This window comes from Microvirga roseola (assembly GCF_020866965.1).
GTDB classification, from domain to species: domain Bacteria; phylum Pseudomonadota; class Alphaproteobacteria; order Rhizobiales; family Beijerinckiaceae; genus Microvirga; species Microvirga roseola.
Genome location: NZ_JAJATX010000013.1, coordinates 1 through 26247, shown reverse-complemented (window position 1 = coordinate 26247; position 26247 = coordinate 1). Strand labels below are relative to the sequence as shown.

Genomic DNA, 26247 nt, shown 5'->3' with positions numbered 1-26247 from the left:
GATGGGCCGGCCCTTCCATATCCTTTAGCGCAGCACCACGACCCGGGCGCCGACCTTGGCGCGGTTATAGAGGTCGATCACGTCCTCGTTGGTCATGCGGATGCAGCCCGAGGAGACCGCCTCGCCGATGGTCTCCGGCTCGTTGGAGCCATGGATGCGATAGATCGTGCTGCCGATATACAGGGCGCGCGCGCCGAGCGGGTTCTCGGGGCCGCCCTCCATGTAGCGCGGCAGGTCGGGGCGGCGCTTGAGCATCTCCGCCGGGGGACGCCAATCCGGCCATTCCCGCTTCATGGTGACGGAATGGGCGCCGGCCCAGGTGAAGCCGGGGCGGCCGACGCCCACGCCGTACTGAACGGCTTGGCCATTGCCCAGAACGAACCAGAGACGGCGCTCGCTTGTAGAGACGACGATCGTTCCCGGCGCATAGCGTCCCTCAAAGGGAACGATCTCGCGCGGAGGGGGCGCGGCCTGAGCCTTCCTGGCCTCTTGCTCGAGCGCCTCTTGCGGGCTGTAGAGCGGCTGGCGGGTGAGGGGGTCGATCGCATTCAGTGCCGCGGCGGGCGTCGCGAGGGCGACGAAGGCGCAGACTAATCCGGACAGGGCGGCTCGGGAGCGTCCCATATGTGCCTCGAAATCAAGAAGGTGAGATGCGGGCTCTTAACGATTGCTCGACACAACGGCCACGCTTCGAAACGATGCTTATCAGAGATCGGGCATTGAATCCTAGAGCAACGTTGCAGCCCTGCTCCCGGCTTTTCCGCACGTCGTAAGCAAGCGGTTAAAGGCGGGCATTCCAAGGCCGCCGGGCGAAATGTTCGCCGTCTCTCCGCTTCTTTGCTTGACGCCGGGGGCCGGACGACCTTAGAAGGCGCTGGTCAGGGCGCGTAGCTCAGCGGGAGAGCATTCGCTTCACACGCGAAGGGTCACAGGTTCAATCCCTGTCGCGCCCACCATTTTCCTCTGACAATCAGGTTCGATGGTCGCATCTTCGGGCGGCGAGGTTTTTTTGCGCGTCAGGCCGCCATCGGCTTCATGATGTTCTCAACGGCGGCGAAAAGCTGGTCGAAGTGGTCGATGACCAGATCCGGCCCCAGTTCCCGCACCGGAACGTCGGTATAGCCGAAGGGAACGGCGATGACCGGGATGCCGGCGATCTTGGCGGTCACGATATCCGTCCGCGAATCTCCCACCATGATCGCCCGGGCCGGATCGCCGCCCGCCCGCTCGATGGTAAGCGTCAGGTGCCGGGGGTCGGGCTTGAAGTAGGGGAAGGTATTGCGGCCGCAATTGGCGGCGAAGCGATGCCCGATCTTCAGCTCGTCCAGGAGCCTGAGCGAATGCTCCTCCACCTTGTTGGTGCAGACCGCGAGGATGAATCCCGCCCGCTCGAGCCGGTCGAGGGCCTCGGTCACGCCGGGATACAGCTCCGTCCGGACGCAGATATTCTCTCCGTAATGGACCATGAACTGTTGGAAGAGCGTATCAAGATGATCGGGGGTCAACTCCCGTCCCGCGGCCTCGAAACCGCGCTCGATCAATGCCCTCGCTCCCGCGCCGATCATGTCGCGCGCCTGGTGCACCGGCAGGGGCGCAAGCCCCTCCCGCTCAAGGATCACGTTGAGAGTTCCGACGAGGTCGCCGGCCGTATCCGCCAGGGTTCCATCGAGGTCGAAGACGGCGATGGGCGGGGCGATGGACGGTTTCTGATTGGCCATGAAGGTCGGTTACCTGCTGACGGCGAAGGAATCAATCACAGGGATGATATGGTGCTTATGGTTGATTCGTTCTTACCGAATGGAGTGATGAATGCGGTTCTTTGGTTCTGCGGCGGGCCTGTCCAGCGTCCTGGCGCTCGGTATCCTGACCGGTCCGGCCCTGGGCGCGTCCTACGATTTCGTGCCCGCGCCCCAGACAGACCTGAACCGGATCTATAGGATCGACCGGATCACCGGCGAGGTGAGCTCGTGCCAATATGGCCTCCAGGAAGGGACCGTCGGCGTGACCCTCTGCTTCAGTTCCGGCGAGGGGGCGGGAGCCCAGCAGCCGGGGGAGTACGGCCTCGTTGCCTCCCGCCACGAGCGGGAAGGGGGCGTGTTCCGGGTGAATTTCCGGACCGGTGAGATGAGCATCTGCTACGTCTTCGAGGAGCGTGTGGTGTGCACTCCGCAGGCGAGCCCGTCGCCGGCGGCCTCGAGGGCGGCCCAGCCTGCGGCGACCCCGAGCGTCGGGTCCGGAACGGGAGCTTCGCCGCAGCGTCCCTAAGTCCACTTGCCGGGTTTTGCGGTCTCGGTCAGGTGTGAAACCTTCTTTCTTCCCAAGGCCCTCACATGCTAGAGGCGGGCAACGCACCCCTTCCGGCAGGGCGAACTAACGAGAGGTTCTTCGTGAGCGACAATCTCAAGCGGGCGGCCGCCGAACGGGCAGCGGAGCTCGTCTCCGACGGCATGAGGCTGGGGCTCGGCACCGGCTCGACGGCGAAGCACTTCGTCGCCGCCATCGGCGAGCGCGTGCGTGGCGGGCTCCAGGTCGTCGGCATTCCGACCTCCGAGGCGACCCGCGAGCAGGCGCAGCGCGAGGGCATTCCCCTCACGACCCTCGACGAGACGCCCGAACTCGACCTGACAGTGGACGGGGCCGACGAGATCGACGACGACCTGCGCCTCATCAAGGGCGGCGGGGGCGCGCTCCTGCGTGAGAAGATCGTCGCCGCATCTAGCCGCCGGATGATCGTCGTAGCCGACAGCTCCAAGCGCGTGGCGAAGCTCGGAAAGTTTCCCCTGCCCATCGAGGTGGTGCCTTTCGGCCTCACGGCTATCGAGCACGCCATTTCCAAGCTTCTGGAAAGCCTGGGGGCACAGGGCGAGCTCCATCTCCGGCGCGCCGCCGACGGAGCGCCCTACGTCACGGATGGCGGACATTTCATTCTCGATGCCCATCTCGGGCGCATCGAAAAGCCGAACGTCCTGGCCTCGACGCTCAACAACGTCCCCGGCGTCGTCGAGCATGGTCTTTTTATCGGCCTCGCCACCGGAGCGATCATCGCGACCGGGGAGGGGCTTGTCGAACTCGGTCAGATCTGACCATAAGCCCCTACGACTGGAGTTTCTTCTCATGATCCGTAACGCCTCACGTCTGGCTGCGACCTCGGTCGCGCTCCTTCTCCTCGCCAGCCCCGTCCTTGCACAGGGCCAGCCGAGCGCCGGCCACATGGAGGTGGCCCGCGAGGTTGCCCTCAACTCCGGCATGACCCGCTCCTTCGATGCCATCACCGAGCCGCTTCTGGCCCAGCTGCAGCAGATGAACGTGACCCGTCCCGAGATCCAGAAGGATCTTGCAGAGGTCGTGGCCCTCATTCGCCCCGAGGTGGAGAAGAAGAAGCAGGAGATGGTGGACAACGCCGCCCGCGCCTTCGCCAGCCGTATGAACGAGGCGGAGCTGAAGGCGGTCGCCGCCTTCTACAAATCTCCGGCGGGCGTGAAATACGTGCAGATCCAGCCGGCCGTTCTCGATGATATCGTTCGCGACCTGGCGGTCTGGACCCAGAGCACGTCGGAATTCATCATCACTCGCGCCCGCGAGGAAATGGGTAAGCGCGGCCACCAGCTGCAGTAATTCAGCAGCAAAGCGCTCCAACCTCATGAAAAGGCCTGGTTCTCCGGGCCTTTCTATTTTGGGGCGCAGGTGCCTCTGTGCTTCTAGGACGGTTTCAGTCCTCGACAGCCTTGAAGCGTCCCATTCCCTTGAGCACGAAGGGCAGGATCAGGGCGATGAGGGCGATGGTGAGCAGGGTCGCCGAAATCGGGCTCTCGAGCAGGACCATCGGGTCGCCCAGGCTGATCGATAGGGCGCGCCTCAGCTGGCTTTCGGCGATGGGGCCCAGGATCAGGCCGACGACCACCGGTGCGATGGGGTAGTCGAACCGCCGCATCAGGAAGCCGAGGACACCGAAGACGCTCAGCATGACGATCTCGACCGGGGAGGGGTTGGCGGCGATGGTTCCCATGGTGGCGAAGACCAGGATGCCCGCATAAAGCCACGGCTGCGGAATGGCGAGGAGCCGGACCCAGAGCCCCACGAGGGGCAGGTTCAGCACCAGCAGCATCGCATTGGCGATGAACAGGCTTGCGATCAGGCCCCACACCAGTTCCGGGCGCTCGGCGAAGAGCAGGGGGCCGGGGTTGAGGCCGTATTGCTGAAAGCCCGCCAGCAGCATGGCCGCCGTGGCGGAGGTTGGCAGACCCAGGGTCAGGAGAGGGACGAGGGTGCCTGCGGCGGCCGCGTTGTTCGCGGATTCCGGGCCTGCGACGCCCTCGATGGCGCCGTGGCCGAATTCCTCCGGATGCTTCGTCAGCTTCTTCTCTGTCGAATAGGACAGGAAGGTCGGGATCTCGGCTCCGCCGGCCGGAAGCGCGCCGATGGGGAAGCCGAAGGCCGCGCCCCGGAGCCAGGGCTTCCAGGAGCGCTTCCAGTCCGCCTTCGTCATCCAGAGCGAGCCGCGCACCGGTTCGAGCTTCTCCTCGTGGAGGTGGCGTCGGGACGATACGTAGAGGGCCTCGCCGATGGCGAAGAGGCCGACCGCGAGGGTCGTCACCTCAACGCCGTCCAGGAGTTCCGGAACGCCGAAGGTCAGGCGCGCCTGACCGGTGAGCAGGTCGATGCCGACGAGGCCAAGCACCAGGCCGATGAAAAGGCTCGTGAGTCCGCGCACGGGGGAGTCGCCAAAGGTCGCCGAGACCGTGACGAAGGCCACGCACATGAGCGCGAAGTAATCCTCCGGCCCGAACTGGATGGCGATGTCGACGAGATAGGGGGCAAGGAAGGCCAGCCCGATGGTGGCGATGGTGCCGGCCACGAAGGAGCCGATGGCGGAGGTGGCAAGCGCCGGGCCGCCGCGGCCGGCCTTGGCCATCTTGTTCCCTTCGAGCGCCGTCACCATCGAGGCGCTCTCGCCGGGCGTGTTGATGAGGATCGAGGTGGTCGAGCCGCCGTACATGCCGCCGTAATAGATGCCGGCGAACATGATGAGCGAGCCGCCCGGATCGAGCCTGAAGGTGATTGGCAGGAGCAACGCCACGGTGAGCGCCGGGCCGATTCCCGGCAAAACGCCGACCGCCGTGCCGAGCAGAACGCCGATAAGGGCGAAGAGGAGGTTGATCGGCTGAAGCGCGACGGTCAGGCCGTTGGCGAGGGCAATGAAGGCGTCCATGGCGGCCTCAGAACAGGTTTTCGATGGGTCCCATCGGCAGGGATAGGGCGAGAAGCTTCGCGAAAACGACGAAGATCAGAATGGCGAGGACGAAGCCGATCACGAGGTCCGTCAGGAATGCGCGTCTGCCGAAGGCGGCCGCCGTTGCGGCGAAGAGGATCGTGGTTCCGAGAATGAAGCCGCCGCCATGGGCGATGAGGGCGACCAGGGCTGCAAGCCCGCCGAGGATCAGGAGAATCGGCTTCCAGTCGAGGGACTCGCGCTCCGGCAGGCCGCCGCGGAAGGCGATGATCGCATTGGCGATGGCGAGCAGCAGGAGACCGCTCGCGACCACGATGGGCATGGCTTTCGGACCGGGTCCATAGACGGATGAAATCTGCAGGGTGGTCATATCCCACCAGATCAGGCCCGTGATCACGAAGAGGATCAGGGCGATCAGGAGGCCCGCCGCGTCCGGGCGCCGGTGGGTGGATGAACGATCCATGGCAATCTTCCTAAAAAGAAGCGCCGCGACAGGCGCGGCGCTTCGGAAAGGCTCTATGCCGTTCGTAGTTTAAGACTTCACGAGGCCGACGGAAGCCAGCACTTCCTTCGTGCGCGCCTGCTCATTCTGCAGGAACTTCGCGAAGGCGTCACCCGACATGTAGGAGTCCATCCAGCCCTTCTGATTCAGGATTGCCTGCCACTCCTTGGACTTGGACATCTTGTCCATGGCGTCCACGAGCTGCTTGCGCTGCTCGTCGGAGATGCCGGGAGGAGCCACGACGCCGCGCCAGTTGGCGATGTCGAGGTCGACGCCCTGCTCCTTGATGGTCGGCGCATCGATGTTCGGCACCCGGCTCGGCGAGGTCAGGCCGATGAGGCGCAGCTTGCCGGCCTTGATCTGGCTTTCGAACTCGCCGTAGCCGGAAATGCCTGCCGTCACCTTGCCGCCGAGGATGGCCGCGAGGGCCTCGCCGCCGCCGGAGAAGGGGATGTAGTTGAGCTTGGTCGGGTCGGCGCCCGCCGCCTGGGTGAACAGGGCGGCCGCGATATGGTCGACGCCGCCCGCCGAACCGCCGGCCCAGGTGACCTTGGCCGGGTCGGCCTTGATCGCCGCCGCGAGGTCCTGCGCGTTCTTGATCGGGGAATCCGCCGGAACCACGATGGCCTCGTATTCCGCCGTGAGACGGGCGATAGGCGTCACCTGATCGAGGGAGACGGGCGACTTGTTGGTGAGGAGCGAGCCCACCATCACGTAGCCCATGACCATGAGCTGGTTGGCGTCGCCCTTTGAATTGTTGACGAGCTGGGCGAGGCCGATGCTGCCGCCGGCGCCCGGAACGTTGGTGACCTGCACGCCCTTGGCGATGCCGGCCTGCGTCAGGGCCTGCTGCATTGAGCGGGCCGTCTGGTCCCAGCCGCCGCCCGGACCTGCCGGAGCCATGATCTTGAGCTCCATCTGGGCCGCGGCCGAGGTGACGAACCCCGCGATGGCGGCCACGGCGAGAGCGCTGCGCCACAAGCCTTTGCGATTACGGCTCATATTGTTTCCTCCAGGTTAGTGGTTGACGCTGGGTCAGCGTATCCTGCGGCGAACGGTAAAGGCGGAAATGGGAGGGAGCAAGCGCTTGCTTCTTTATCGTTGTTGAAGCTTCGCGTAAGAGCCTCGCCATGCGTACTTGCGATGCGGCGACATCCGGCCCTTCCTTACCCGCCTCACGGCTGCGTCTGGCCGACGGCCTGCGGCGCGCGGCCATGGGCGCCCTGGCCCTGATGCCGGTCGGTATGGCCATCGCCAGCCGGTCGAGCCCGGTCTTCATCGTCGCGGGCGCCCTGTTCTCACTCGGGGCCGTTGCAGCGGAAGGCAAGCTGCGCCCGCTTGCGCGCACGGCCGCCTCCGCCCTGGCGAGTCCCTTAGGGCTTGCGGCGCTGGCCTTCCTGGCATGGTGCCTCGTCTCGATCGGCTGGAGCGAGTTCAAGGCCACCTCTCTCGACGCCTTTGGCGAGTTCGTGCTCCCCCTTGCTGCTGCCTTCGTTCTTGCCCTGACCCTGGCGCGGCGCGTCACCCGCGCCGCCTTCTGGCTCCTGGCCGGGGCCTTGGTCGCGGCCTGCCTGTCGATCACGTTCGAGCTGAGGACCGGGTTGGCCTGGAGGCAGGCCCTGGGGGTGAATGCCTACAGCTTCATTTTCAACCGCCCGGTGCTGGCCTTGGTGGTGCTGACGCCACCGCTCGTTGCCTGGCTGATCTGCCATGTCCGGCATGGGTGGATCTGCAGCCTCGGGCTGGTGCTGCTCCTGACTGGCGTAGCGCTCTCTTCCGACAGCAATGCCGCTCTTCTGGGCCTTGCGGTCGCGCTGCTCGTCTTCTGCCTCGCCTGGGCCGCGCCGCGGCTTGCCGCCCTTCTCGTGGCGGCCGGGCTGGTTCTCTCCGCCGCCGGAGCCCCGCTGGTCGGTCCGCTCACCAGCTACCTGCCGGCCTCCTTCCATGAGCGGATGGCGGAGGGGCACTCGCGGGAGCGGGTGGAGCTCTGGAACAGCTTCGGCGCGGTCGTTCAGGAGCAGCCGCTTCTGGGAGGCGGCTTCGGGATCAGCCCTCGGATGCACCGGACGGCCATTGCCAGGCAGGTGCCCAGCGACCGTCAGACGATGCTGGCCATCGGCCATCCCCACAATGCGGCGCTCCAGATCTGGGCCGAGCTCGGAGCGGTGGGCGTCGTCCTCGCCCTGGCCGTCCTGCTTCTGGTGCTGCGCAATGTCGTCCGGCTGCCCGAGCCGGTCAGAAGCGCGGCGCTTGCCCTGATCGCTGGGGCAGCGGCTGTCGCCTTCGTCGGGCACGGAGCCTGGCAGGGCTGGTGGGCGGCAGCGCTCGGAAGCGCCACTATATGGATGATAGCCGCAGGAAACCGACCGGAGACCCGATCATGAGCCAGTTCGATGTAGACCTCTTCGTCATCGGTGGAGGATCGGGGGGCGTCCGCGCCGCCCGTATCGCCGCCAATCACGGCGCGAGGGTCATGGTGGCGGAGGAGTACCGGGTCGGTGGGACCTGTGTCATCCGTGGCTGCGTTCCCAAGAAGCTGATGGTCTATGCCAGCCGTTTCGCGGACGATTTCCACGATGCCGCAGGCTTCGGCTGGAACGTGGGAGAGCCTAGCTTCGACTGGGCGACCCTCATCCGCAACAAGGACAAGGAGATCGACCGGCTGGAGGGTATCTACCGGAGCAACCTCGAAAAGGCCGGCGTCGAGATCGTCGACAGCCGCGCCGTGATCGAGGACACCCACACGGTCCACATCCTCGAGACCGGAGCCCGGATCCGCGCCCGCTATATCCTGGTGGCGGTCGGCGCCCACCCGACCATGGAGCCCGCCATTCCCGGCGGCGAGCTCGGCATCACCTCTAACGAGGTCTTCCACCTCGAAAGATTCCCTAAGCGTATCATGATCGTCGGCGGCGGCTATATCGCGGTGGAGTTCGCCGGCGTCTTCGCCGGCCTCGGCAGCGAGGTCACGCTCCTCCACCGGGGCGACAAGCTCCTGCGCGGCTTCGACGAGGATGTGCGGGATGCGCTCGGTGAGGCCTATGCCCAGCGCGGAATCAATCTCGCGCTGAAGAAGACGCTCACGCGCCTCGACCGGACCGATGACGGTATCGCGGCGACCTTGTCCGACGGGTCGGTTATCACGGTCGACCAGGTTCTCGTCGCCACCGGGCGACGGCCCAATACGGCTGGGCTCGGCCTGGAAAAGGCGGGCATCGTGTTGGACGAGGTCGGCGCGATCCCGGTGGACGCCTATTCCCAGACGATCATGCCCTCGATCTATGCCGTGGGCGACGTGACCAACCGGGCCAATCTCACCCCCATCGCCATCCGCGAGGGGCATGCCTTTGCGGATACTGTCTTCGGAGACAAGCCCACCATCGTGGATCACGACCTGATCCCGACGGCGGTCTTCTCGACTCCGGAAATCGGCGTGATCGGCTGCAGCGAGACGGCAGGGAAGGCCCGTTTCGGGGAGATCGACGTCTACCGGACCGCCTTCCACCCCATGAAGGCGACGCTCTCTGGGGGCAAGGACCGGGTCCTCATGAAGCTCATCGTCGACAAGGCCACCGACAAGGTGGTGGGCGTCCACGTCGTCGGGCACGATGCGGGAGAGATGATCCAGCTCGCCGGCGTCGCCGTCACCATGGGCGCCACCAAGGCCGATTTCGACCGCACTGTCGCCGTCCACCCGACCGCCGCCGAGGAGCTGGTGACCATGCGCACGCCCGTGGTGGTGAAGCAGCCGCAGGCGGTGGGGTAAGTGGCTGACGTTGTCATATTCACCTGGGAAGTTCTGACCGCGCTCTGGTGGATTCCGCTTGTCGTCTCGACTTTTCTGATCGATCTTGCCTGGAAAGCTGAGCCTGCGCGATCTGGTCAGGAGCAGGTCTATCCGGGACGAGACGGACGAAGGGCGGGTGTAAGGAGCTGCCCGAATGCCCGTCCGTCAAGAAGCCGGCGGCGGTTGGCTGACCTGAATACGCCTAGTTTGAAAATTCGGTTTCAACACTTTTTGCGTATTATGTGAAATTTGTTGAAACTTGGCCTTTCATGGCTTACCGGTTGTTTCAACAGAAAAGTTAAATTCCGATAAAATTGTTGAAACGCCCATGTTTCAAGAGCTTAACAACGATCAAAGGCGGGAGAAGGTAAACTCGGACCAACGGTTCGCCGCTTGGCGTGACGCCAAGGCGCGGGCTGAGAGCTACCGAGGCTCGCTCGTGTGGCAGGAGGTTAAGGGCGAGCAGTATCTCGTTCGTAGCCACTATGATGCCTCGGGAAACCGCCGCCAAAAGTCCGAAGGCCGACGCAGTCCTGAGATGGAAAGGAAAAAGGCCGATTGGGAGAGAGCCCGCGTAGAAGCCAAGGATCGCTTCAAATCCATGCGTGAGGTCATGATTCGGCAAGCGGCTATCAATCGAGCCGTCAAGCTGGGACGTGTGCCGCTTGTCGGAGCAAGGATAATCCGGAGCCTCGATGAGGCCGGTCTGCTCGGAAATGGCATCCGTATCGTCGGCACGAATGCGATCTATGCTTATGAAGCAGTCGCCGGCGTCATGGTCGATCCGGACATCACGACGACGCTCGACATCGATCTGCTGCTCGATGCGAGGGTATCGCTTAGGATGGTGGCAAGCGAAGACGTCCCTGAGCGGGCCTTGATCGAACTGTTGCGAAAAGTCGACAAAACCTTTGAACGAGCAAGTCAAACGTTCCGTGCGGTCAATAGCGAAGGATATCTCGTCGACCTGATCAAGCCGCAGCGCAATCCCCCTTGGCAGAACGAGCGGGTGCAGATTGGAGACGCAGAGGACGAGCTTGCTGCCGTGCCGATCAACGGGTTGGTGTGGCTTGAAAACGCTCCGCCCTTCGAGGCAATTGCGATTGATGAAAAGGGAGCGCCTGTTCGGATCGTGACCAGCGACCCGCGAGTGTTCGCAGCGCATAAACTTTGGATGTCCCGGCAGAGCGACCGGGATCCCACGAAAAGGCGCCGCGATACTGCTCAGGCGAGCGCTGTGGCTAAGATTGTTTCCCGTTACCTGCAATATCTGCCGTTCGACAGCAGCGATATGCGCATGCTTCCGCGAGACGTCTTTGAAGTGGCAAAGCCGTTGTTCGATGGGGATGAGGGTGAGAACGCGTAATTCTCTGAAGACAGGCGCTTTCGGGTCGCGACCTTCTCCGCACTCGCCTTTTTGAATATGTCGTGTATAGGTGCCTTTTCGTGCCGCTTGTTGCGGTGCACGATGAGGTTTCTTGAGACACGGGGGACAGTGTCATGACCGAGCGGTGGACGCCGGACAGCTGGCGGAATAAGCCGATCCAGCAGGTGCCGGCCTATCCGGACTTGGAGGCGCTTGAGGGCGTCGAGCAGCAGCTCGCCGGCTTTCCCCCGCTGGTTTTTGCAGGCGAGGCCCGCAAGCTGAAGCGTGCGCTTGCCAAGGTCGCCAAGGGCGAGGCTTTCCTGCTCCAGGGTGGCGACTGCGCTGAGAGCTTCGCCGAGCATTCGGCAGACAACATCCGCGATTTCTTCCGCCTCTTCCTGCAGATGGCCGTGGTGCTCACCTATGCGGGCGGCTCGCCTGTGGTAAAGGTCGGCCGCGTGGCCGGGCAGTTCGCCAAGCCCCGCTCGTCGGGCACGGAGATCATTGACGGCGTGGAGTTGCCGAGCTACCGCGGCGACATCATCAACGATATCGCCTTCACGCCGGAGTCGCGCATTCCCGATCCGCGCCGCCAGCTCATGGCCTACCGCCAGTCGGCCGCGACGCTGAACCTGATCCGCGCCTTCGCCACCGGCGGCTATGCGAATCTCGAGAACGCCCACCGCTGGATGCTCGGCTTCGTGAAGGATTCCCCGCAATCCTCCCGCTACAGCGAGCTCGCCGAGCGCATCACGGAAAGCCTGAACTTCCTGCGGGCCATCGGGATCGATCCCGAGACGCATCCCGAGATGCGCACGACGGACTTCTACACCAGCCACGAGGCCCTGCTTCTCGGCTTCGAGGAGGCCATGACCCGCGTCGATTCCACGACCGGCGACTGGTACGCCACCTCCGGCCACATGCTCTGGATAGGCGACCGCACCCGCCAGCCCGACCATGCCCATATCGAGTACATGCGCGGCATCAAGAACCCGATCGGCCTCAAGTGCGGCCCGTCGCTGGCTCCCGACGGCCTGCTCCGGCTCATCGATGCGCTCAACCCGGAAAACGAGCCGGGCCGCCTCACCCTGATCTGCCGCTTCGGCGCTGAGAAGGTGGGAGACCATCTGCCGGGCCTGATCCGGGCGGTGGAGAAGGAGGGGCGCACGGTGGTGTGGTCCTGCGATCCCATGCACGGCAACACCATCAAGGCGGGCTCGGGCTACAAGACCCGGCCCTTCGAGCGGGTGATGGGCGAGGTCCGGGACTTCTTCGCCATCCACCAGGCGGAAGGCACCCATGCGGGCGGCATCCACCTGGAGATGACGGGCAAGAACGTGACCGAATGCACCGGCGGCGCCCGGGCGCTCACGGATGCCGACCTCTCCGACCGCTATCACACCTATTGCGACCCGCGCCTCAATGCAGAGCAGGCCCTGGAAATGGCCTTCCTGACCTCGGAGCTCATCAAGCGCGAGCGCCAGTCACGGGAACAGCCCACGGCCGAGGCGGCAGAATAAGGTTCGAGAAAAAGGGGCGCTTCGGGCGCCCCTTCCTTTTCCGGCGAAGCTCCAGCCATAGCGTAAATGCCTGCCGCACACGGGTGGAGACTACGTGCGTCTCGGGTCCCGTGATACGCGTCCGCCGGCTTCCTGCTCAGAGTGACTCCGTCTCCTGCCCCGGCCGCGCGGATAATCCAGCACGCTCAGGATGGCCTCCGTCGCAAGCCCATAGACGAGGTGGGCGACGACGCTGCGGGCGTGGGCCTGCCAGGGATAGCGCTGGGGCTTCGCGGCAAGGCCCATGGCGGGGTTGAGGGTCTCGTCCTCGATCAGGGTCATGCCGAGTCCCAGCAGGATGCCGCGGCCGAGCGGCCCGCCGGGGATGTGGTCCCGCACGGTGGCGTAGAAGGCGGCAGGGCCTATTCCCAAGGCATAGTGGACGGCGATGCCGGCAGGATTGGGCTGGGGGATGGGCTCGCTGCCGACCGCCTCCGCCGCTTTATCGACCAGGTTGTGCGCAGGATCCTTGTGGTTCGGGCGGACGTCCCTCGTCCTGCGCCAGGCCTTCGGATCCTCATAATCGACCATCATCCAGTCGACCCGGTCCAGAACCCAGGTACTGGCCGCGCCTGCCAGCGCGCCCTTCGCCAGGTCCGATGTAAGAGTGGCGGTAGCCTGCATAAGGAGCCTCCGGAGCCATTGCCTGCCTTATCAAGAAAGCAGCGCTCCGTCGGTTCCGGCGAGCCGCGCCAGAAAGCCTGTACGGTGATGGCTCGTCAAAGCCTCCCGCTCGGGCGGGCTTTCCTCAGCTCAGCTAGCCGAGGAAGAACAGAATGAGGATGATCGGCAGGGGAATGCCAATGAGCCAGAGCAGGCCACCCTTCAACATGATCGTCTCCCGTTTCAAAGTGCGGGAACAACGAGCTGAGCTGTTTCGGGTTCCTCGCTCGGACCCGTTAACCGCGAGCTGATCCTCCTGGCTCTTTTGACGTTAAGTGCCGGAGGAAAGCTGGTACTCTGCATTGCTGCGCCCTCGGGGGCGCGCTAAATCCGGCTTGCTATGGCTCAGAACACGCTCAAGATCGCCCTCGCGCAGCTCAACCCCGTCGTCGGCGATGTGGCCGGCAACGAAGAGAAGGCGCGGACCGCCCGCGCGGAGGCCGCGAGGCTCGGGGCTGATCTCGTGATGTTCCCCGAACAGTTCCTCGCAGGATACCCTGCCGAGGACCTCGTGCTGAAGCCGGCCTTTCAGGATGTCTGCCGCGCAGCGCTCGAGCGGCTCGCCCGCGAGACGGCGGATGGCGGGCCGGGCGTGCTGATCGGCCTGCCCTGGCGCGAGGAGAACGAGCTCTACAACGCCTATGCGCTGCTCGATGGCGGCACGATCTCCGTGCGCTACAAGGTGGATCTGCCCAATTACGGCGTCTTCGACGAGAAGCGGAATTTCGAGCCCGGCCCCCTGCCGGGCCCGGTCAATTTCCGCGGCATCCGGCTCGGCATTCCGATCTGCGAGGATATCTGGACCGGCGACGTGGTCGAATGCCTCGCGGAGACCGGGGCCGAGATGCTGCTCGTCCCGAACGGCTCGCCCTATTGGCGCGGCAAGACGGAGGAGCGCTTCAACATCGCCGCCGCCCGCGTGACCGAGACGGGTCTGCCGCTGGTCTATCTCAACCAGGTCGGCGGCCAGGACGAACTGGTCTTCGATGGCGCTTCCTTCGCGCTCAATGCCGATTGCTCGCTCGCCTGCCAGCTGCCCGCCTACGAGGAGGCTGTTGCCCTCACCACCTGGGAGAAGGGGGAGGAGGGTTGGGTCTGCCGCGGGGCTCCCATGGCGACGGTGGAGGAGGGGGAGGAGGCCGACTACGCCGCCTGCGTTCTGGGCCTTCGCGACTATGTGGAGAAGAACCGCTTCCCTGGCGTGGTGCTCGGCCTCTCGGGCGGCATCGACTCCGCCATCTGTGCCGCCATGGCGGTGGATGCGCTGGGGGCGCAGAGGGTGCATTGCGTGATGCTGCCCTACCGCTACACCTCGGGCGAGTCCTTGAGGGATGCGGAGGATTGCGCCAGAGCGCTCGGCATGCGCTACGATATCCTGCCCATCGCGGAGCCGGTGGAGGGATTCGAGGCGGCTCTGGAGCACATTTTCGCCGGCACGAAACGCGACATTACGGAGGAGAACCTCCAGAGCCGCGCCCGCGGCACCATCCTCATGGCGATCTCGAACAAGTTCGGGGCCATGGTGGTGACGACCGGCAACAAGTCGGAGATGTCGGTGGGCTATGCCACGATCTACGGCGACATGAACGGAGGCTTCAACCCCATCAAGGACCTCTACAAAATGGAGGTCTACCGCCTCTCGGCGTTGCGCAATCGCTGGAAGCCGAAAGGCGCACGCGGCCCGGACGGCGTCGTGATCCCGGAAAACATCCTGACCAAGGCCCCCACCGCCGAGTTGCGGGAAAACCAGAGGGATCAGGATTCGCTGCCGCCTTACGAGGATCTGGATGAGATCCTGCGGGGTCTCGTGGAGGAGGAGCTGCGTGTTTCCGAGATCGTCGCCAAGGGCTACGATCTCGAGACGGTCAAAAAGGTGGAGCGCCTGCTCTATATTGCCGAATACAAGCGCCGCCAGTCGGCTCCGGGGGTAAAGGTCACGCGCAAGAATTTCGGCCGCGACCGCCGCTATCCCATCATCAACCGCTTCCGCGACCAGGGGCTTGTGGCGCACCAGAAGGACGAGGCTCTGGAGCGCGCCACCGGCAAGCCGCGGGTCGGGTCAATGGATGTTTGAGCAACCTGTCATCCCCGGCGGTCCGTAGGACCGGGAAGGGGATCCATTCACACGCACCGCAGATTCCCTTCCCCTCTGCTTCGCTCCGGCCGGGAATGACACCGCAAGACCCATCACCCCTTGCGCGCCTTCGCTCCCTTCGTCATAGGGTTGGCCCATGTCCAAGCCCATCGTCCGCTTCGCCCCGTCCCCGACCGGGCACATCCACATCGGCAATACCCGCGTCGCCCTGCTGAACGCGCTTTTTGCGCGGCGGGAGGGGGGCACCTTCGTCCTTCGCCTCGACGATACGGATCTGGCGCGGTCCAAGCGGGAATACGCGGAGTCCATCGAGGCGGACCTGCGCTGGCTCGGCATTCCGCCCGATGTCATCGTTCGCCAGTCGGAGCGTTTCGATCTGTACGACGAAGCCGCCGAGCGGCTGAAGGCCCTGGGCAGGCTCTATCCCTGCTACGAAACGCCTGAGGAGCTGGAGTTTCGCCGCAAGCGGCAGCTCGCTCGCGGCCTGCCGCCGACCTATGACCGGGCGGCGCTGAAGCTTTCCGACGAGGAGAGGCAGAAGCTCGAATCCGAGGGGCGCAGGCCCCATTGGCGCTTCCGCCTCGACCACACGAACGTCGCATGGAACGACCTCGTGCGTGGCGAGTGCCATGTGGATTGCGGCTCGCTGTCCGATCCGGTGCTGGTGCGCGAGGACGGGACCTATCTCTACACACTGCCGTCAGTGGTGGACGACATCGACCTCAGGATCACCCATGTGATCCGGGGCGAGGACCATGTCACCAACACGGCGGTGCAGATCCAGATCTTCGAGGCGCTCGGCGCTCACGCCCCGACCTTCGCCCATCACAGCCTGCTGATCACGGCGAGCGGCGAGGGCCTCTCCAAGCGCCTCGGGCATCTCTCGGTCAGGGGCCTGCGGGAAGCGGGGCTCGAACCGCAGGCGGTAGCCTCGCTCGCCGTTCTCGTGGGCTCGGCGGAGGCCGTGCGGCCCATCGCCGATCTGAACGAACTCGCGAAGCTCATCGAGTTCTCGCATATCTCCCGCGCGCCCGCGAAGTTCGACGAGAGCGAACTGGAGCACCTCAACGCCCGGCTCATCCACGAGATGCCCTATGAGGCCGTTCGCGAGCGGCTCGCCGAACTCGATGCCGATGCGGGCGAGGCCTTCTGGAACGCCATTCGGGGCAACCTCACCAAGGTGCGCGACGGGGCGGAATGGGCCAAGGTCGTGCGCGGGCCGGTGACGCCGGTCATCGAGGACAAGGACTTCGTCGAGACGGCCGCGGGTCTTCTGCCGCCGGCACCCTGGGACGCGACCACCTGGAAAGCCTGGACCGAAGCCGTGAAAGGCGCGACGGGCGTGAAGGGCAAGGCCCTCTTCATGCCGCTGCGCCTCGCGCTTACCGGTCTTGGCCACGGGCCGGAACTCGGCGCGCTCCTGCCGCTGATCGGGCCGGAGCGGGCGCGGGCGAGACTGTCGGGACAGGCGGCGTAGAAAAACGTAAGCCCTCATCCTGCGGAGAGCCATCAGGTCCGTCTCGAAGGACGAGGGCGCTTCCAGAGCGCACGGGAGCATCCTTCGAGACGCCGCTTTCGCGGCCCCCTCAGGATAGGCGAGCAGGTTGCTTACGCCTTGATCCTGTAGCCCGTCCGGAAGATCCACCAGACGCCTGCGAGGCACGCCAGCAGGAACAGGAAGGTCATGCCGAGGCTGACGCCCACATCCACATCGGCGACCCCATAGAAGCTCCAGCGGAAGCCGCTGACGAGATAGACCACCGGGTTGAACAGGGCGACCTTCTGCCAGAAGGGCGGGAGCATGCTGATCGAGTAGAAGCTCCCGCCGAGGAAGGCCAGCGGGGTCACGATCATCAGCGGTACGACCTGCAGCTTCTGGAAGCTGTCCGCCCATATGCCGATGATGAAGCCGAAAAGGCTGAAGGTGATCGAGGTCAGGATCAGGAAGGTGATCATCCAGAACGGATGCTCGATGGAGAAATCGACGAAGAGCCGCGCCGTGATCAGGATGATCGTGCCGATGATGATCGACTTGGTGGCGGCCGCCCCCACATAGCCGATCACGGTCTCCAGCGCGGAGATCGGAGCGGAGAGGAGTTCGTAGATGGTGCCGGTGAATTTCGGCATGTAGATGCCGAAGGAGGCATTGGAAATGCTCTCCGTCAGGATCGAGAGCATGATCAGGCCCGGCACGATGAAGGCGCCGTAGCTCACCCCTTCGATGCTCGCCATGCGCGAACCGATAGCGGCGCCAAAGACAATGAAATAGAGCGAGGTCGAGAGCACGGGCGAGGCGATGCTCTGCATCAGCGTACGCCAGGTGCGCGCCATCTCGAAAAGGTAGATGGCCTTGATGGCGTAGACGTTCATGGCCGCCCCCGGACGAGACTGACGAAGATCTCCTCGAGCGAACTCTCCTTGGTCTGGAGGTCCTTGAAGTCGATGCCGTGCTTGCTCAAGGCGCGCAGGAGGCCAGCAATGCCGGTCTCGTCGCTCTGCGTGTCGAAGGTGTAGACCAACTCCGAGCCGTCTTCCGAAAGGAGGAGGTTGTCGGATCGAAGGTCCGGCGGCAGCGCCCGGAGCGGGCTTTGCAGATGCAGGGTCAATTGTTTCTTGCCGAGCTTCTGCATCAGCACATCCTTGTCTTCGACCAGAATGATCTCACCCTTGCTGATCACCCCGATCCGGTCGGCCATCTCCTCGGCCTCCTCGATGTAATGGGTCGTCAGGATGATCGTGACACCGCTTTCTCGCAAGCGGCGGACCATCTCCCACATGTCCCGCCTGAGCTCCACGTCGACGCCAGCTGTGGGCTCGTCGAGGAACAGGATCTTGGGCTCGTGAGACAGGGCCTTGGCGATCATCACCCGGCGCTTCATGCCCCCCGACAGGGTCATGATCTTGCTGTCCTTCTTCTCCCAGAGGGAGAGGTCCTTCAGGATTTTTTCGATATAGGCCGGATTGCGCGGCTTGCCGAAGAGACCGCGGCTGAAGTTCACGGTAGCCCATACGGTCTCGAAGGCGTCCGTCGTCAGCTCCTGCGGGACGAGGCCGATGATGGTGCGGGCGGCGCGGTAGTCCCGGACGATGTCGTGGCCGTCGGCGAGGACACGCCCCGTGCTGGGGTTGACGATCCCGCAGATGATGCTGATCAGGCTCGTCTTACCGGCCCCGTTGGGACCCAGGAGGGCGAAGATCTCGCCGCGGCGGATGTCGAGGTCCACATTCCCAAGGGCCTGGAAGCCCGAGGCATAGGTCTTGGACAGGCCCGAGACCGAAATGATCGGGTCCGAAGCGCTTGAGCGGCGGGGCGTCTCTAGAGAATCGAGCAGCTTCATGCCGGGGGTGATAGCACGACGGGGCGCGGGCTGAAATCACCCCTTCAAAGTGGCTGCGGGCCCCTGAGGGCCCGCGACACCGGTAGCGTGTCGAACGCTCAGTTCTGTGGAACCGGCACCGGAATCAGGTTGGGCGCGATCACGCGGACGGCTCGTTTCTGGCCGTCGCCGGTCACGACCTCCTGCTTCGGTCCTTCGTCCAGGGTCACGACCGCCCCGTTCTCGATGGATTGCGGGCCGATGCCAGCCGATTCCTGGCTTGCCGTGGGCGCGGAGGCTCCGGCCTCGGCGGCTTCCTTGGCCTCTTCCTCGGCCTTCTTGTCGACGGCCTTGCGCGCCTGCTGGGCCTTGGGGCGCGACAGCTCCTCGGCCTTCTCGGCGGTTACGAGGATATCGCCCTTGCGCTGGTCGAGCATGCTCTCGGCCCGGCGCAGCACCACGGCCCAGCTTTCGTTCGGCTTCTTGCAGGCGCAGCTCTCGTCGAAGGTCTTGCGGAACTTGAAGGCGTTCTGGAGCGACGTGTAGGGCTGGTTGCTGGAGACCGAAATCGCCCGGCTGAGGCCGTCGTCTCCGCCCGGATAGGCGAAGGCTCGGGTCTCCGTACCCGGGCAGAGGGACTGGCACATCTCGTCAGCGCCCTGACGCCCGCCGGGTGCGTTGCTCAGCGGGAAGAAAGACCCGTCGCAGGTCCTCACGCAGATCAGGCGGCCGCCGCCGAGAGCCTGCTGCTCGTCAATGATCGGCTGGCCCTCGGGCATGATCTCCTGCGGCTGGCCGCGCGGAGGTCCGAAGAGCGATTCGAAGAAGCCGCGCGGCTGCTCGGCCGCGCAGGTCTGCTGGACGGCGGCAATGAGCTGCCGGCGGCGGAACTCGACCTGGGCGGGATCGATGCCCTGTGCGGCCAGGCGCCCGTAGCCCGCCTCAAGCTGACGGATCTGCCGGGCGATGGTGGGACATTCGGCCGGAGGAGGGCCGGCCAGGAAGCCGAGAGGGCCGCGCTCGCAGCCGATGGAGCGGTAATAGCCGATCAGGCGGTTGATCTCGGCGCGCTGGGCCTGCATCGCCGCCGTCGGCGCTCCGCCGCCGCTCCTGTCGAGGGAGGCCAGCTCGGCGCGGAAGCGCTGGCACTCGGGCGACTGGGCCAGAGCCGCCTGGCCTGCGGCCAGAAAGGCCGTCATGGCCAGGAGGGAGCGGAGGAAGAATGTCTTTGTCATAAAGCTGATCGCAGAACCGGTTCGTTGGGCGCCGTGTGCCAAGCTGGCCCGTCATGTGACGCCCGAATTTGTCCCTAATGTGATTAGCGCCTTGCCCGCTCCAGGGGAAGCTGTCTAGCTTCTTTGTCACAGCAAGTCCGGCGGAGAGGTCCTGCATGTACTCTCATACGACCCTTGGAGCCAATGATCTCGCCCGGGCCCGAGGCTTCTATCAGGCGGTTTTCGCGCCGCTCGGGCTCGAGGTGAGGTACTCGGACGAGACCTATCTCGGCTGGGGAGCACCCGGTCAACCACCCCGGTTTTTTGTGGTGCGACCCGTCAACGGGGAGGCGCCAAGCGCCGGCAACGGGTCCATGGTGGCGCTGCTCGCTTCGAGGCGGAGCATCGTCGATGCCTGCCATGCGGCAGCGCTGGAGCAGGGCGGGGCGGATGAGGGCGGGCCGGGCCTCCGCCCGCATTATCATCCAAACTTCTACGGCGCTTATTTCCGGGATCTCGACGGCAACAAAATCTGCATCGTCTGCCACGAGCCTGAGTAGACCCTCGTCAAAGGCAGAAACCATCCCCACATGACAGCGTAACAGTGTGAGACGAGCCCAAAGATGCTTTCAAGAATCGCCTTGGCCCTGACAGTTACCCTGGCCGCCGCCTCCGGCGTTGCGGCCCAGGAGCCGGACCTGATCTTCAAGAAGTCGACAGTCTGGCGCGCCCTGACGCCGGACGACAAGCTCGCGATCTATGGGATCGACGATCCGCTCGTGGAGGGGGTGGCCTGCCACTACACGACGCCGGAGCGGGGAGGCCTCTCCGGCACCTTTGGAGTGGCCGAGGAGGTTTCGGACATCTCGCTCGCCTGCCGTCAGGTCGGGCCGGTGCGGTTCAAGCAGAAGTTCGGCCAGGGCGACGTGGTGTTCAGTGAGCGCCGGTCGCTCATCTTCAAGAAGATGCAGATCGTCCGCGGCTGTGACGCCAAGCGCAATACCCTGGTCTATATGGTCTATTCCGACCGCCCGATCGAGGGCTCGCCCAAGAACTCGACCTCCACGGTCCCCCTCATGCCCTGGGGCACGGAGGCGCCGCCGAAATGCGGGGAGTGGCTGAAGGAATAGGTTCAGGACGCTTCGGCTCTCCTCCCTGTCGGGCAGAGAAGTCGTTGCCGCCTCAGTTGACGCAGGTGATCGCGACGGGCGGTTCTTTCGGGCCCAAGGAGGCCTTCTGGATCGAACCGGTCACCTCGTCGGGCGTGGTCTGCCGGAAGGAGATCGCCCGCGCATAGCCTTGAGCCCCGCACCAGGTATCCGCCACAACTTGGCCACATGCCTGGTTTGAGATAAGGCATTCCGCGACGCCATAGCCGTCCGCGGCAGGAACGAGGAAGGTCGCCTGGGTGGGTGAGGCCTGGGTGCCGTTGGGTAGCAGCGCCAGGGATGCGGCCGCGACGAAGATAGCAGTGCCCAACCCGAGCATGGTGAATGCGCGGTGCATGGAAGACCTCACAGTTTGAACTCTTGCCTCATTGTCACGCTGGGGCGTGAACAAAGCTCTAACGCTGTGGCTTAATTGGCGTTTCATGCACAATTGCAAATTGGAGGTAGTTCCTAAGGAAGGAACTTGACGCGCTCTGGCCGAAGAGGCATTGATTTTGTCATGAACACGGCAGCAATCCTAGTTTCCGGGATTATTTGCGGCTAGCGCACTTCGCTGGCTGGAGCCGTCTCGTTCTCATTCCAAGATCGAAACCACCCTCCGGCCTGCGGCCTGACAGGGATTTGGTTTCATGGCGGTCCAGATTCGGCTCCACAACACGTTGACCCGGTCGAAGGACGTTTTCGTCCCGATCGACCCTAAGAACGTGCGCCTCTACGTCTGCGGACCCACCGTCTACGACTACGCCCATATCGGCAACGCCCGCCCGATCATCGTCTTCGACCTTCTCTTCCGTCTGCTCAGGCATGTTTATGGTGAGGAAGCCGTGACGTATGTGCGCAATATCACGGATGTGGACGACAAGATTAATGCCCGCGCCGTCCGGGACTTCCCCGATCTGCCGCACAACGAGGCGATCCGCCTCGTCACGCAGAAGACGGAAGAACAGTTCCACGCCGATATCCGGGCTCTCGGCGTCCTCATGCCGGAGGACGTGAACAAGGAAGGCCAACACCCGTGCTTCGTCGAGCCCCGGGCGACCGAGCATATCGACGAGATGCGCATGATCATCGAGCGGCTGATCGAGCGCGGTGCGGCCTATGTGGCCGAAGAGCATGTGCTCTTTTCCGTCGCGGCCATGCAGAAGCTCAGCGGGGTGCCGCAATACGGCGCCTTCTCGAAGCGCTCCCTCGACGAGTTGCTCTCCGGGGCACGGGTGGATGTCGCACCCTACAAACGCGACCCGATGGATTTCGTGCTCTGGAAGCCGTCCGGTCCGCAGGACCCGGCCTGGCCGTCGCCTGCCGGCATCGAGACTCCGGGCCGTCCCGGCTGGCACATCGAATGCTCCGCCATGTCCTGGAAGCATCTGGTCCAGGCCTTCGAGACAAGGCTGACCTGCACCGACCCGACGGCCCGGGAGATCTTCGACATCCACGGCGGCGGCATCGACCTCGTCTTCCCGCACCACGAGAACGAGATCGCCCAGAGCTGCTGCGCTTTCGGCTTGCCCCGCATGGCGAATGTCTGGATGCACAACGGCTTCCTGCAGGTGGAAGGTGAGAAGATGTCCAAGTCGCTGGGCAACTTCTTCACGATTCATGAGCTGCTGGAAACAGATACGTTTGGCGGCCGCTCTTGGTCGGGCGAAGTCCTGCGAATAGCAATGCTGCGTACTCACTACAGACAACCGATCGACTGGACGGTCCAAGGCCTTCAGGAGAGCTTCAAAGCTTGGATTTCGTTCGGCAATGTCGTTCGTGAGCACATGAATGCGACGACACCGGATGATGCCTTCTTGGCTGCTCTTGCTGATGATCTCAATACACCTGCCGCTTTTGCACGTTTGTTTGAACTACGTGACGCTGCTGTAAAGGGAGACCAAGAAAGTGGGCGAGCTCTAACCGCCTCATTAAGAATGATGGGATTCTTCCAGAATGCGTTTGGGGTGCGCATCCAGCTTTCATACATGATCAGCCCTGAAGGTCTGTCACCAGATAGCATGGTTCCCAACGTACTCGGGTTGAGCGGCGACTTTGAACTCAATCAAATTGCTGAGCATCTCGAGACACGAGAGCCCGATCTCGCAAAGGATACAGTCGTATTCCTCAAAAAATTCTCGGCCGGTACAACCGTTCGAGACCTAAAGGAAGTTGCTCAAAAGCTTGCGAAGCAGGGCAAACTCCCCTCCGATCTGTTGCGCCTAGACAAGAGTCGCAAGGAGGCCCGTGCCGCCAAGAACTGGGCCGAGTCCGACCGGATCCGCGACGAGCTTGCGGCGATGAGCGTTGTGGTGAAGGACAACAAGGACGGCACCACCACCTGGGAGGTTGCACGCTGATGGAACAGGCAATGCCCAAACCGGGGCTTCGGCCCTTCCTGCCCTCCGACTTGCCGCTGCTCGTCGACATCTTCGAGGAGAGCATCGCGGAGCTGACCGGCGAGGACTACAGCGAGAGCCAGCAGGAGGCCTGGATCGCCATGGCCGAGGACGAGTCCTTCGCCGGAAAGCTGACGGAGGGCCTCACGCTGATCGCAACCGTCGAGGGCTCCCCCGTCGGCTTCATCGCGCTGAAGGACAACGAGCTGATCGAGCTCTTCTACGTTCATCCCGCAGCGGCAGGGCAGGGGATCGGCACGATGCTCTACGACGCCATCGAGAAGCTTGCGCGCGCGCGCGGCGCCAAGCGCCTTGTCGCCGAGGTGAGCGATAACGCCCAGCCCTTCTTCCAGAGGCACGGTTTCCAGCCGCAGCGCCGCAACACCATGCCGCTCGGCGATGAGTGGCTCGGCACCACCACGATGGAAAAGCGCCTGCCCCCGCCCGCAGACAGGACGATGTCGTCATGACCCGCGAGCGCATCTATCTCTTCGATACGACCCTGCGCGACGGCGCGCAGACTACGGGTGTGGATTTCTCGCTCGAGGACAAGCGCGCCATCGCGGCGCTCCTCGACAAGCTCGGCATCGACTATGTCGAGGGCGGCTATCCGGGCGCGAACCCGCTCGACACGACCTTCTTTGCCGAGAAGCGGACGAAGAACGCCAAGTTCACCGCCTTCGGCATGACGAAACGGGCAGGCCGCTCCGTCTCGAACGATCCCGGCGTCGCGGCGCTGCTGGAGGCGCAGGCCGATGCCATCTGTTTCGTCGCCAAGTCCTGGGACTACCATGTCCGTGTGGCCCTGGAGACGACGCCGGAGGAAAACCTCGCCGGGATCCGCGACAGCGTCGAGGCGGCGCGCGCAAAGGGCCGCGAGGTCATCATCGATTGCGAGCACTTCTTCGACGGCTACAAAGCCAATCCCGAGTATGCGCTCGCCTGCGCGAAGGCGGCTTACGAATCCGGTGCGCGCTGTGTGGTGCTCTGCGACACCAATGGCGGCACGCTCCCCCACGAGGTGACCGAAATCGTGACGACCGTCACGACGGTGGTGCCGGGAGCCCATCTCGGCATCCACGCCCATGACGATTGCGGCTGCGCGGTCGCCAATTCGCTCGCCGCCGTCGAGGCGGGCGCACGCCACATCCAGGGTACGCTGAACGGTCTCGGTGAGCGCTGCGGCAACGCCAATCTCGTCACCCTCATCGGTGCACTGAAGCTGAAGGACGGCTATGCCTCCCGCTTCGATCTGGGCGTGACGGACGAAACGCTTTCCCAGCTCACCCACGTCTCGCGGCAGGTGGACGAGATCCTCAACCGCCAGCCGAACCGCCACGCGCCCTTCGTGGGCTCGAGCGCCTTCGCCACGAAGGCCGGCATTCACGCCTCCGCCGTGCTCAAGGATCCGCGCACGTATGAGCATGTGGAGCCGGAAGTCGTCGGCAATGCGCGCAAGGTTCTGGTGTCCGACCAGGGCGGGCAATCGAACATCTGGGCGGAGCTGAAGCGCTGCGGCTTCGAGCTGGAAAAGGGCGATCCGCGCATCGCCCGCGTGCTCGACGAGGTGAAGCGCAAGGAGGCGGAGGGATTCGCCTTCGAAGGAGCCGACGCCTCCTTCTATGTGCTGATCAAGCGCATGCTCGGCGAGGTTCCCGCCTTCTTCGACGTGGAGCGCTTTTCGGTCAACGTGGAGCGCCGCTTCAATGCGGTCGGCGAACTCGTGACGGCCTCGGAAGCCATCGTGAAGGTGCGGGTGGGCGACGACGTGCACATCTCCGCCGCCGAAGGAAACGGCCCGGTCAACGCGCTCGACGTTGCGCTGCGCAAGGACCTCGGCAAGTACCAGCACTTGATCCAGGATCTGGAGCTGGTGGACTACAAAGTCCGCATCTACCAGGGCGGCTCGGATGCGGTGACGCGCGTTCTGATCGAGTTCGCCGACGGTTCGGGCGAGCGCTGGACCACCATCGGCGTCTCCTCCAACATCATCGACGCCTCGTTCCAGGCGCTCACGGATTCCATGATCTACAAGCTTCTGAAGAGCGGGGCGTCCCTGTAAGCAGCCTTGCGCCCTCATGGCCGATGCCGCCGAAATGCCGGAATAATGTTATACCGGGCATCTGTCGGCATCCGATAAGATCAGCGGGGAGGGGCGCCCGATGCACAAGAGGTTGATACTCGCAGCAATCATCGCTCTGGCGGCCCCGCAAGTTGCGCTTTCTGCAGAAGAGGCGCTGCCGCTCTGTCCCGGCGCGTCAGAGATCCTTGCGGCCGATCCCCTGCTTCGAAGCGCCGTCAGGGCCGCCTATCCGGAGACCCGAGAGCGCAGGGGGCGTACGCGGCGGTCTCTCAACCAGCCGTGCATCTATCCTTACCGCGCCATCCCCTATGACGATGCCGTTGTCTTGATCACGCTGGCGCAGGTGCCCGGCACGGCCTGCCATGGATGTGCCGCCGACGTGAGTGCGGTCTTTCTCAAGCGGGACGGAAGCACGCTCACGCCCGTCAGCCGGCATGATAGCTTCGTCCAAATCGGGACCTTCGGCGATCTCGCCTCAATCGAGCCATTCCGCCTTGGCGCTCAGCACGGCCTCATGGTCGAGGGCGGCGGGACTTTCCAGGGCTATAGCTCGAGCGTCATGGTCCCATTCCTGATCCAGGATGGGCAGATGCTGGCCGTCGGTCCCGATGGCGGCATCCCGGGTGGAGACAGCAATTGTGGCGCGGTCGTCGATGACGAGTTGCCCTGCAGGGAGGTCGAAGGGCGGTGGCGCGTGGATGGCGACCGGCTGATCGTCCACTACACCGGCACGCGCGGCGACGGGAGCCCGGTCGATGGAACCGTCGTCTACGAGCTTCGGGACGGCAGCCTTGTCCTGGTCTCCGGCGCCGAAGTGGCCGCCGAGATGATCGAGAACAGGCCTTAGCACTACTTTGGCACTTTCATCAGTGAGCCGAGGGTGA

Annotated in this window: 25 protein-coding genes and 1 tRNA gene; 16 read left to right on the top strand and 10 right to left on the bottom strand. The window is 64.3% G+C overall.

What is annotated here, in order from left to right:
• Positions 1-24: 24 nt before the first annotated feature.
• Entirely contained in the window at positions 25-624 is a 600-nt protein-coding gene (locus tag LG661_RS10405; RefSeq protein WP_230531815.1) for a L,D-transpeptidase, read from the bottom strand.
• A 257-nt stretch (positions 625-881) separates the two neighbouring features.
• Here LG661_RS10405 and LG661_RS10400 point away from each other — a divergent pair.
• A tRNA-Val gene (locus LG661_RS10400) sits at positions 882-956 on the top strand.
• Positions 957-1016: 60 nt separating this feature from the next.
• Here LG661_RS10400 and LG661_RS10395 read toward each other — a convergent pair.
• Positions 1017-1718: an HAD family hydrolase gene (locus LG661_RS10395; protein WP_230531814.1), complete on the bottom strand. Its 702-nt coding sequence runs from the start codon at positions 1716-1718 to the stop codon at positions 1017-1019.
• A gap of 91 nt (positions 1719-1809) precedes the next feature.
• On the opposite strand from LG661_RS10395, the gene LG661_RS10390 reads away from it, so the two are divergent.
• The 3 genes from LG661_RS10390 to LG661_RS10380 all read left to right on the top strand — a co-directional run bounded on the left by LG661_RS10390 (position 1810) and on the right by LG661_RS10380 (position 3615).
• Entirely contained in the window at positions 1810-2265 is a 456-nt protein-coding gene (locus LG661_RS10390; protein ID WP_230531813.1) for a hypothetical protein, read from the top strand.
• A 122-nt stretch (positions 2266-2387) separates the two neighbouring features.
• On the top strand, positions 2388-3083 hold the full coding sequence (rpiA, locus tag LG661_RS10385; RefSeq protein WP_268995448.1) for a ribose-5-phosphate isomerase RpiA: 696 nt from the start codon (positions 2388-2390) through the stop codon (positions 3081-3083).
• Positions 3084-3114: 31 nt separating this feature from the next.
• A complete protein-coding gene (locus LG661_RS10380; protein ID WP_230531812.1) occupies positions 3115-3615 on the top strand; it encodes a DUF2059 domain-containing protein in 501 nt (166 codons plus the stop codon).
• A gap of 94 nt (positions 3616-3709) precedes the next feature.
• Here the strand turns inward: LG661_RS10380 and LG661_RS10375 are convergent, their stop codons facing one another.
• From LG661_RS10375 to LG661_RS10365, 3 genes are all read right to left on the bottom strand, one after another.
• Complete coding sequence (locus LG661_RS10375) at positions 3710-5209, bottom strand: tripartite tricarboxylate transporter permease (protein ID WP_230531811.1); 1500 nt, start codon at positions 5207-5209, stop codon at positions 3710-3712.
• Positions 5210-5216: 7 nt separating this feature from the next.
• On the bottom strand, positions 5217-5693 hold the full coding sequence (locus tag LG661_RS10370; RefSeq protein ID WP_230531810.1) for a tripartite tricarboxylate transporter TctB family protein: 477 nt from the start codon (positions 5691-5693) through the stop codon (positions 5217-5219).
• A gap of 69 nt (positions 5694-5762) precedes the next feature.
• Positions 5763-6734 (bottom strand): Bug family tripartite tricarboxylate transporter substrate binding protein, encoded by a 972-nt coding sequence (locus LG661_RS10365; RefSeq protein WP_230531809.1) that lies wholly within the window; start codon positions 6732-6734, stop codon positions 5763-5765.
• Between the two features lie 128 nt (positions 6735-6862).
• On the opposite strand from LG661_RS10365, the gene LG661_RS10360 reads away from it, so the two are divergent.
• From LG661_RS10360 to LG661_RS10345, 4 genes are all read left to right on the top strand, one after another.
• Positions 6863-8116, top strand: a complete 1254-nt coding sequence (locus LG661_RS10360; protein ID WP_230531808.1) for an O-antigen ligase family protein — start codon at positions 6863-6865, stop codon at positions 8114-8116.
• Complete coding sequence (gene gor, locus LG661_RS10355; RefSeq protein WP_230531807.1) at positions 8113-9498, top strand: glutathione-disulfide reductase; 1386 nt, start codon at positions 8113-8115, stop codon at positions 9496-9498. Before LG661_RS10360 ends, gor begins: the two co-directional genes overlap by 4 nt.
• Positions 9499-9778: 280 nt before the next feature.
• Positions 9779-10885: a GSU2403 family nucleotidyltransferase fold protein gene (locus LG661_RS10350; RefSeq protein WP_230531806.1), complete on the top strand. Its 1107-nt coding sequence runs from the start codon at positions 9779-9781 to the stop codon at positions 10883-10885.
• Between the two features lie 134 nt (positions 10886-11019).
• Positions 11020-12405 (top strand): class II 3-deoxy-7-phosphoheptulonate synthase, encoded by a 1386-nt coding sequence (locus LG661_RS10345; protein ID WP_230531805.1) that lies wholly within the window; start codon positions 11020-11022, stop codon positions 12403-12405.
• A gap of 90 nt (positions 12406-12495) precedes the next feature.
• Here the strand turns inward: LG661_RS10345 and LG661_RS10340 are convergent, their stop codons facing one another.
• Entirely contained in the window at positions 12496-13068 is a 573-nt protein-coding gene (locus LG661_RS10340) for a DUF1440 domain-containing protein (RefSeq protein ID WP_230531804.1), read from the bottom strand.
• Positions 13069-13447: 379 nt separating this feature from the next.
• Between LG661_RS10340 and LG661_RS10335 the strand changes: the two genes are divergently transcribed.
• Both LG661_RS10335 and gltX read left to right on the top strand, forming a co-directional pair.
• Positions 13448-15181, top strand: a complete 1734-nt coding sequence (locus LG661_RS10335; protein WP_230531803.1) for an NAD+ synthase — start codon at positions 13448-13450, stop codon at positions 15179-15181.
• A gap of 157 nt (positions 15182-15338) precedes the next feature.
• Positions 15339-16679 (top strand): glutamate--tRNA ligase, encoded by a 1341-nt coding sequence (gene gltX, locus LG661_RS10330; RefSeq protein WP_230531802.1) that lies wholly within the window; start codon positions 15339-15341, stop codon positions 16677-16679.
• Between the two features lie 131 nt (positions 16680-16810).
• Here gltX and LG661_RS10325 read toward each other — a convergent pair whose 3' ends face one another.
• From LG661_RS10325 to LG661_RS10315, 3 genes are all read right to left on the bottom strand, one after another.
• On the bottom strand, positions 16811-17572 hold the full coding sequence (locus tag LG661_RS10325; protein WP_230531801.1) for an ABC transporter permease: 762 nt from the start codon (positions 17570-17572) through the stop codon (positions 16811-16813).
• Positions 17569-18540: an ABC transporter ATP-binding protein gene (locus LG661_RS10320; protein ID WP_230531800.1), complete on the bottom strand. Its 972-nt coding sequence runs from the start codon at positions 18538-18540 to the stop codon at positions 17569-17571. The genes LG661_RS10325 and LG661_RS10320 overlap by 4 nt, the downstream gene beginning before the upstream one ends.
• A 98-nt stretch (positions 18541-18638) precedes the next feature.
• Entirely contained in the window at positions 18639-19754 is a 1116-nt protein-coding gene (locus LG661_RS10315; RefSeq protein WP_230531799.1) for a DUF2865 domain-containing protein, read from the bottom strand.
• Positions 19755-19909: 155 nt separating this feature from the next.
• Here LG661_RS10315 and LG661_RS10310 point away from each other — a divergent pair, with 155 nt between their 5' ends.
• Entirely contained in the window at positions 19910-20293 is a 384-nt protein-coding gene (locus LG661_RS10310) for a VOC family protein (RefSeq protein WP_230531798.1), read from the top strand.
• Positions 20294-20356: 63 nt separating this feature from the next.
• Positions 20357-20863, top strand: coding sequence for a CreA family protein (locus LG661_RS10305; protein ID WP_230531797.1), 507 nt, complete (start codon positions 20357-20359; stop codon positions 20861-20863).
• A 52-nt stretch (positions 20864-20915) separates the two neighbouring features.
• Here LG661_RS10305 and LG661_RS10300 read toward each other — a convergent pair whose 3' ends face one another.
• Positions 20916-21239 carry a hypothetical protein gene (locus LG661_RS10300; protein ID WP_230531796.1) on the bottom strand — a complete coding sequence of 108 codons (324 nt, stop codon included), beginning with the start codon at positions 21237-21239 and terminating at the stop codon, positions 20916-20918.
• Between the two features lie 292 nt (positions 21240-21531).
• On the opposite strand from LG661_RS10300, the gene cysS reads away from it, so the two are divergent.
• The 4 genes from cysS (at position 21532) to LG661_RS10280 (ending at position 26210) form a co-directional block, all read left to right on the top strand.
• Entirely contained in the window at positions 21532-23241 is a 1710-nt protein-coding gene (gene cysS / locus LG661_RS10295; protein WP_230531795.1) for a cysteine--tRNA ligase, read from the top strand.
• Positions 23241-23750: a GNAT family N-acetyltransferase gene (locus LG661_RS10290; RefSeq protein WP_230531794.1), complete on the top strand. Its 510-nt coding sequence runs from the start codon at positions 23241-23243 to the stop codon at positions 23748-23750. The genes cysS and LG661_RS10290 overlap by 1 nt, the downstream gene beginning before the upstream one ends.
• The gene (cimA, locus tag LG661_RS10285) at positions 23747-25342 is read left to right on the top strand and encodes a citramalate synthase (protein ID WP_230531793.1); all 1596 of its coding nucleotides are present in this window, start codon (positions 23747-23749) and stop codon (positions 25340-25342) included. Before LG661_RS10290 ends, cimA begins: the two co-directional genes overlap by 4 nt.
• Before the next feature lie 100 nt (positions 25343-25442).
• Positions 25443-26210, top strand: coding sequence for a hypothetical protein (locus tag LG661_RS10280; protein ID WP_230531792.1), 768 nt, complete (start codon positions 25443-25445; stop codon positions 26208-26210).
• Positions 26211-26247 lie beyond the last annotated feature (37 nt).

What these genes read in the sequence shown, in the direction of transcription:
- LG661_RS10290 (WP_230531794.1), top strand. Translation starts at nt 23,241, where the DNA reads ATGGAACAGGCAATGCCCAAACCGGGGCTTCGGCCCTTCCTGCCCTCC.
- LG661_RS10325 (WP_230531801.1), bottom strand. Translation starts at nt 17,572, where the DNA reads ATGAACGTCTACGCCATCAAGGCCATCTACCTTTTCGAGATGGCGCGC.
- LG661_RS10360 (WP_230531808.1), top strand. Translation starts at nt 6,863, where the DNA reads ATGCGTACTTGCGATGCGGCGACATCCGGCCCTTCCTTACCCGCCTCA.
- LG661_RS10345 (WP_230531805.1), top strand. Translation starts at nt 11,020, where the DNA reads ATGACCGAGCGGTGGACGCCGGACAGCTGGCGGAATAAGCCGATCCAG.
- LG661_RS10365 (WP_230531809.1), bottom strand. Translation starts at nt 6,734, where the DNA reads ATGAGCCGTAATCGCAAAGGCTTGTGGCGCAGCGCTCTCGCCGTGGCC.
- gltX (WP_230531802.1), top strand. Translation starts at nt 15,339, where the DNA reads ATGTCCAAGCCCATCGTCCGCTTCGCCCCGTCCCCGACCGGGCACATC.
- LG661_RS10370 (WP_230531810.1), bottom strand. Translation starts at nt 5,693, where the DNA reads ATGGATCGTTCATCCACCCACCGGCGCCCGGACGCGGCGGGCCTCCTG.
- cysS (WP_230531795.1), top strand. Translation starts at nt 21,532, where the DNA reads ATGGCGGTCCAGATTCGGCTCCACAACACGTTGACCCGGTCGAAGGAC.
- LG661_RS10340 (WP_230531804.1), bottom strand. Translation starts at nt 13,068, where the DNA reads ATGCAGGCTACCGCCACTCTTACATCGGACCTGGCGAAGGGCGCGCTG.
- LG661_RS10375 (WP_230531811.1), bottom strand. Translation starts at nt 5,209, where the DNA reads ATGGACGCCTTCATTGCCCTCGCCAACGGCCTGACCGTCGCGCTTCAG.
- LG661_RS10390 (WP_230531813.1), top strand. Translation starts at nt 1,810, where the DNA reads ATGCGGTTCTTTGGTTCTGCGGCGGGCCTGTCCAGCGTCCTGGCGCTC.
- cimA (WP_230531793.1), top strand. Translation starts at nt 23,747, where the DNA reads ATGACCCGCGAGCGCATCTATCTCTTCGATACGACCCTGCGCGACGGC.
- LG661_RS10305 (WP_230531797.1), top strand. Translation starts at nt 20,357, where the DNA reads ATGCTTTCAAGAATCGCCTTGGCCCTGACAGTTACCCTGGCCGCCGCC.
- gor (WP_230531807.1), top strand. Translation starts at nt 8,113, where the DNA reads ATGAGCCAGTTCGATGTAGACCTCTTCGTCATCGGTGGAGGATCGGGG.
- LG661_RS10405 (WP_230531815.1), bottom strand. Translation starts at nt 624, where the DNA reads ATGGGACGCTCCCGAGCCGCCCTGTCCGGATTAGTCTGCGCCTTCGTC.
- LG661_RS10320 (WP_230531800.1), bottom strand. Translation starts at nt 18,540, where the DNA reads ATGAAGCTGCTCGATTCTCTAGAGACGCCCCGCCGCTCAAGCGCTTCG.
- LG661_RS10335 (WP_230531803.1), top strand. Translation starts at nt 13,448, where the DNA reads ATGGCTCAGAACACGCTCAAGATCGCCCTCGCGCAGCTCAACCCCGTC.
- LG661_RS10380 (WP_230531812.1), top strand. Translation starts at nt 3,115, where the DNA reads ATGATCCGTAACGCCTCACGTCTGGCTGCGACCTCGGTCGCGCTCCTT.
- LG661_RS10395 (WP_230531814.1), bottom strand. Translation starts at nt 1,718, where the DNA reads ATGGCCAATCAGAAACCGTCCATCGCCCCGCCCATCGCCGTCTTCGAC.
- LG661_RS10280 (WP_230531792.1), top strand. Translation starts at nt 25,443, where the DNA reads ATGCACAAGAGGTTGATACTCGCAGCAATCATCGCTCTGGCGGCCCCG.
- LG661_RS10300 (WP_230531796.1), bottom strand. Translation starts at nt 21,239, where the DNA reads ATGCACCGCGCATTCACCATGCTCGGGTTGGGCACTGCTATCTTCGTC.
- LG661_RS10310 (WP_230531798.1), top strand. Translation starts at nt 19,910, where the DNA reads ATGTACTCTCATACGACCCTTGGAGCCAATGATCTCGCCCGGGCCCGA.
- LG661_RS10315 (WP_230531799.1), bottom strand. Translation starts at nt 19,754, where the DNA reads ATGACAAAGACATTCTTCCTCCGCTCCCTCCTGGCCATGACGGCCTTT.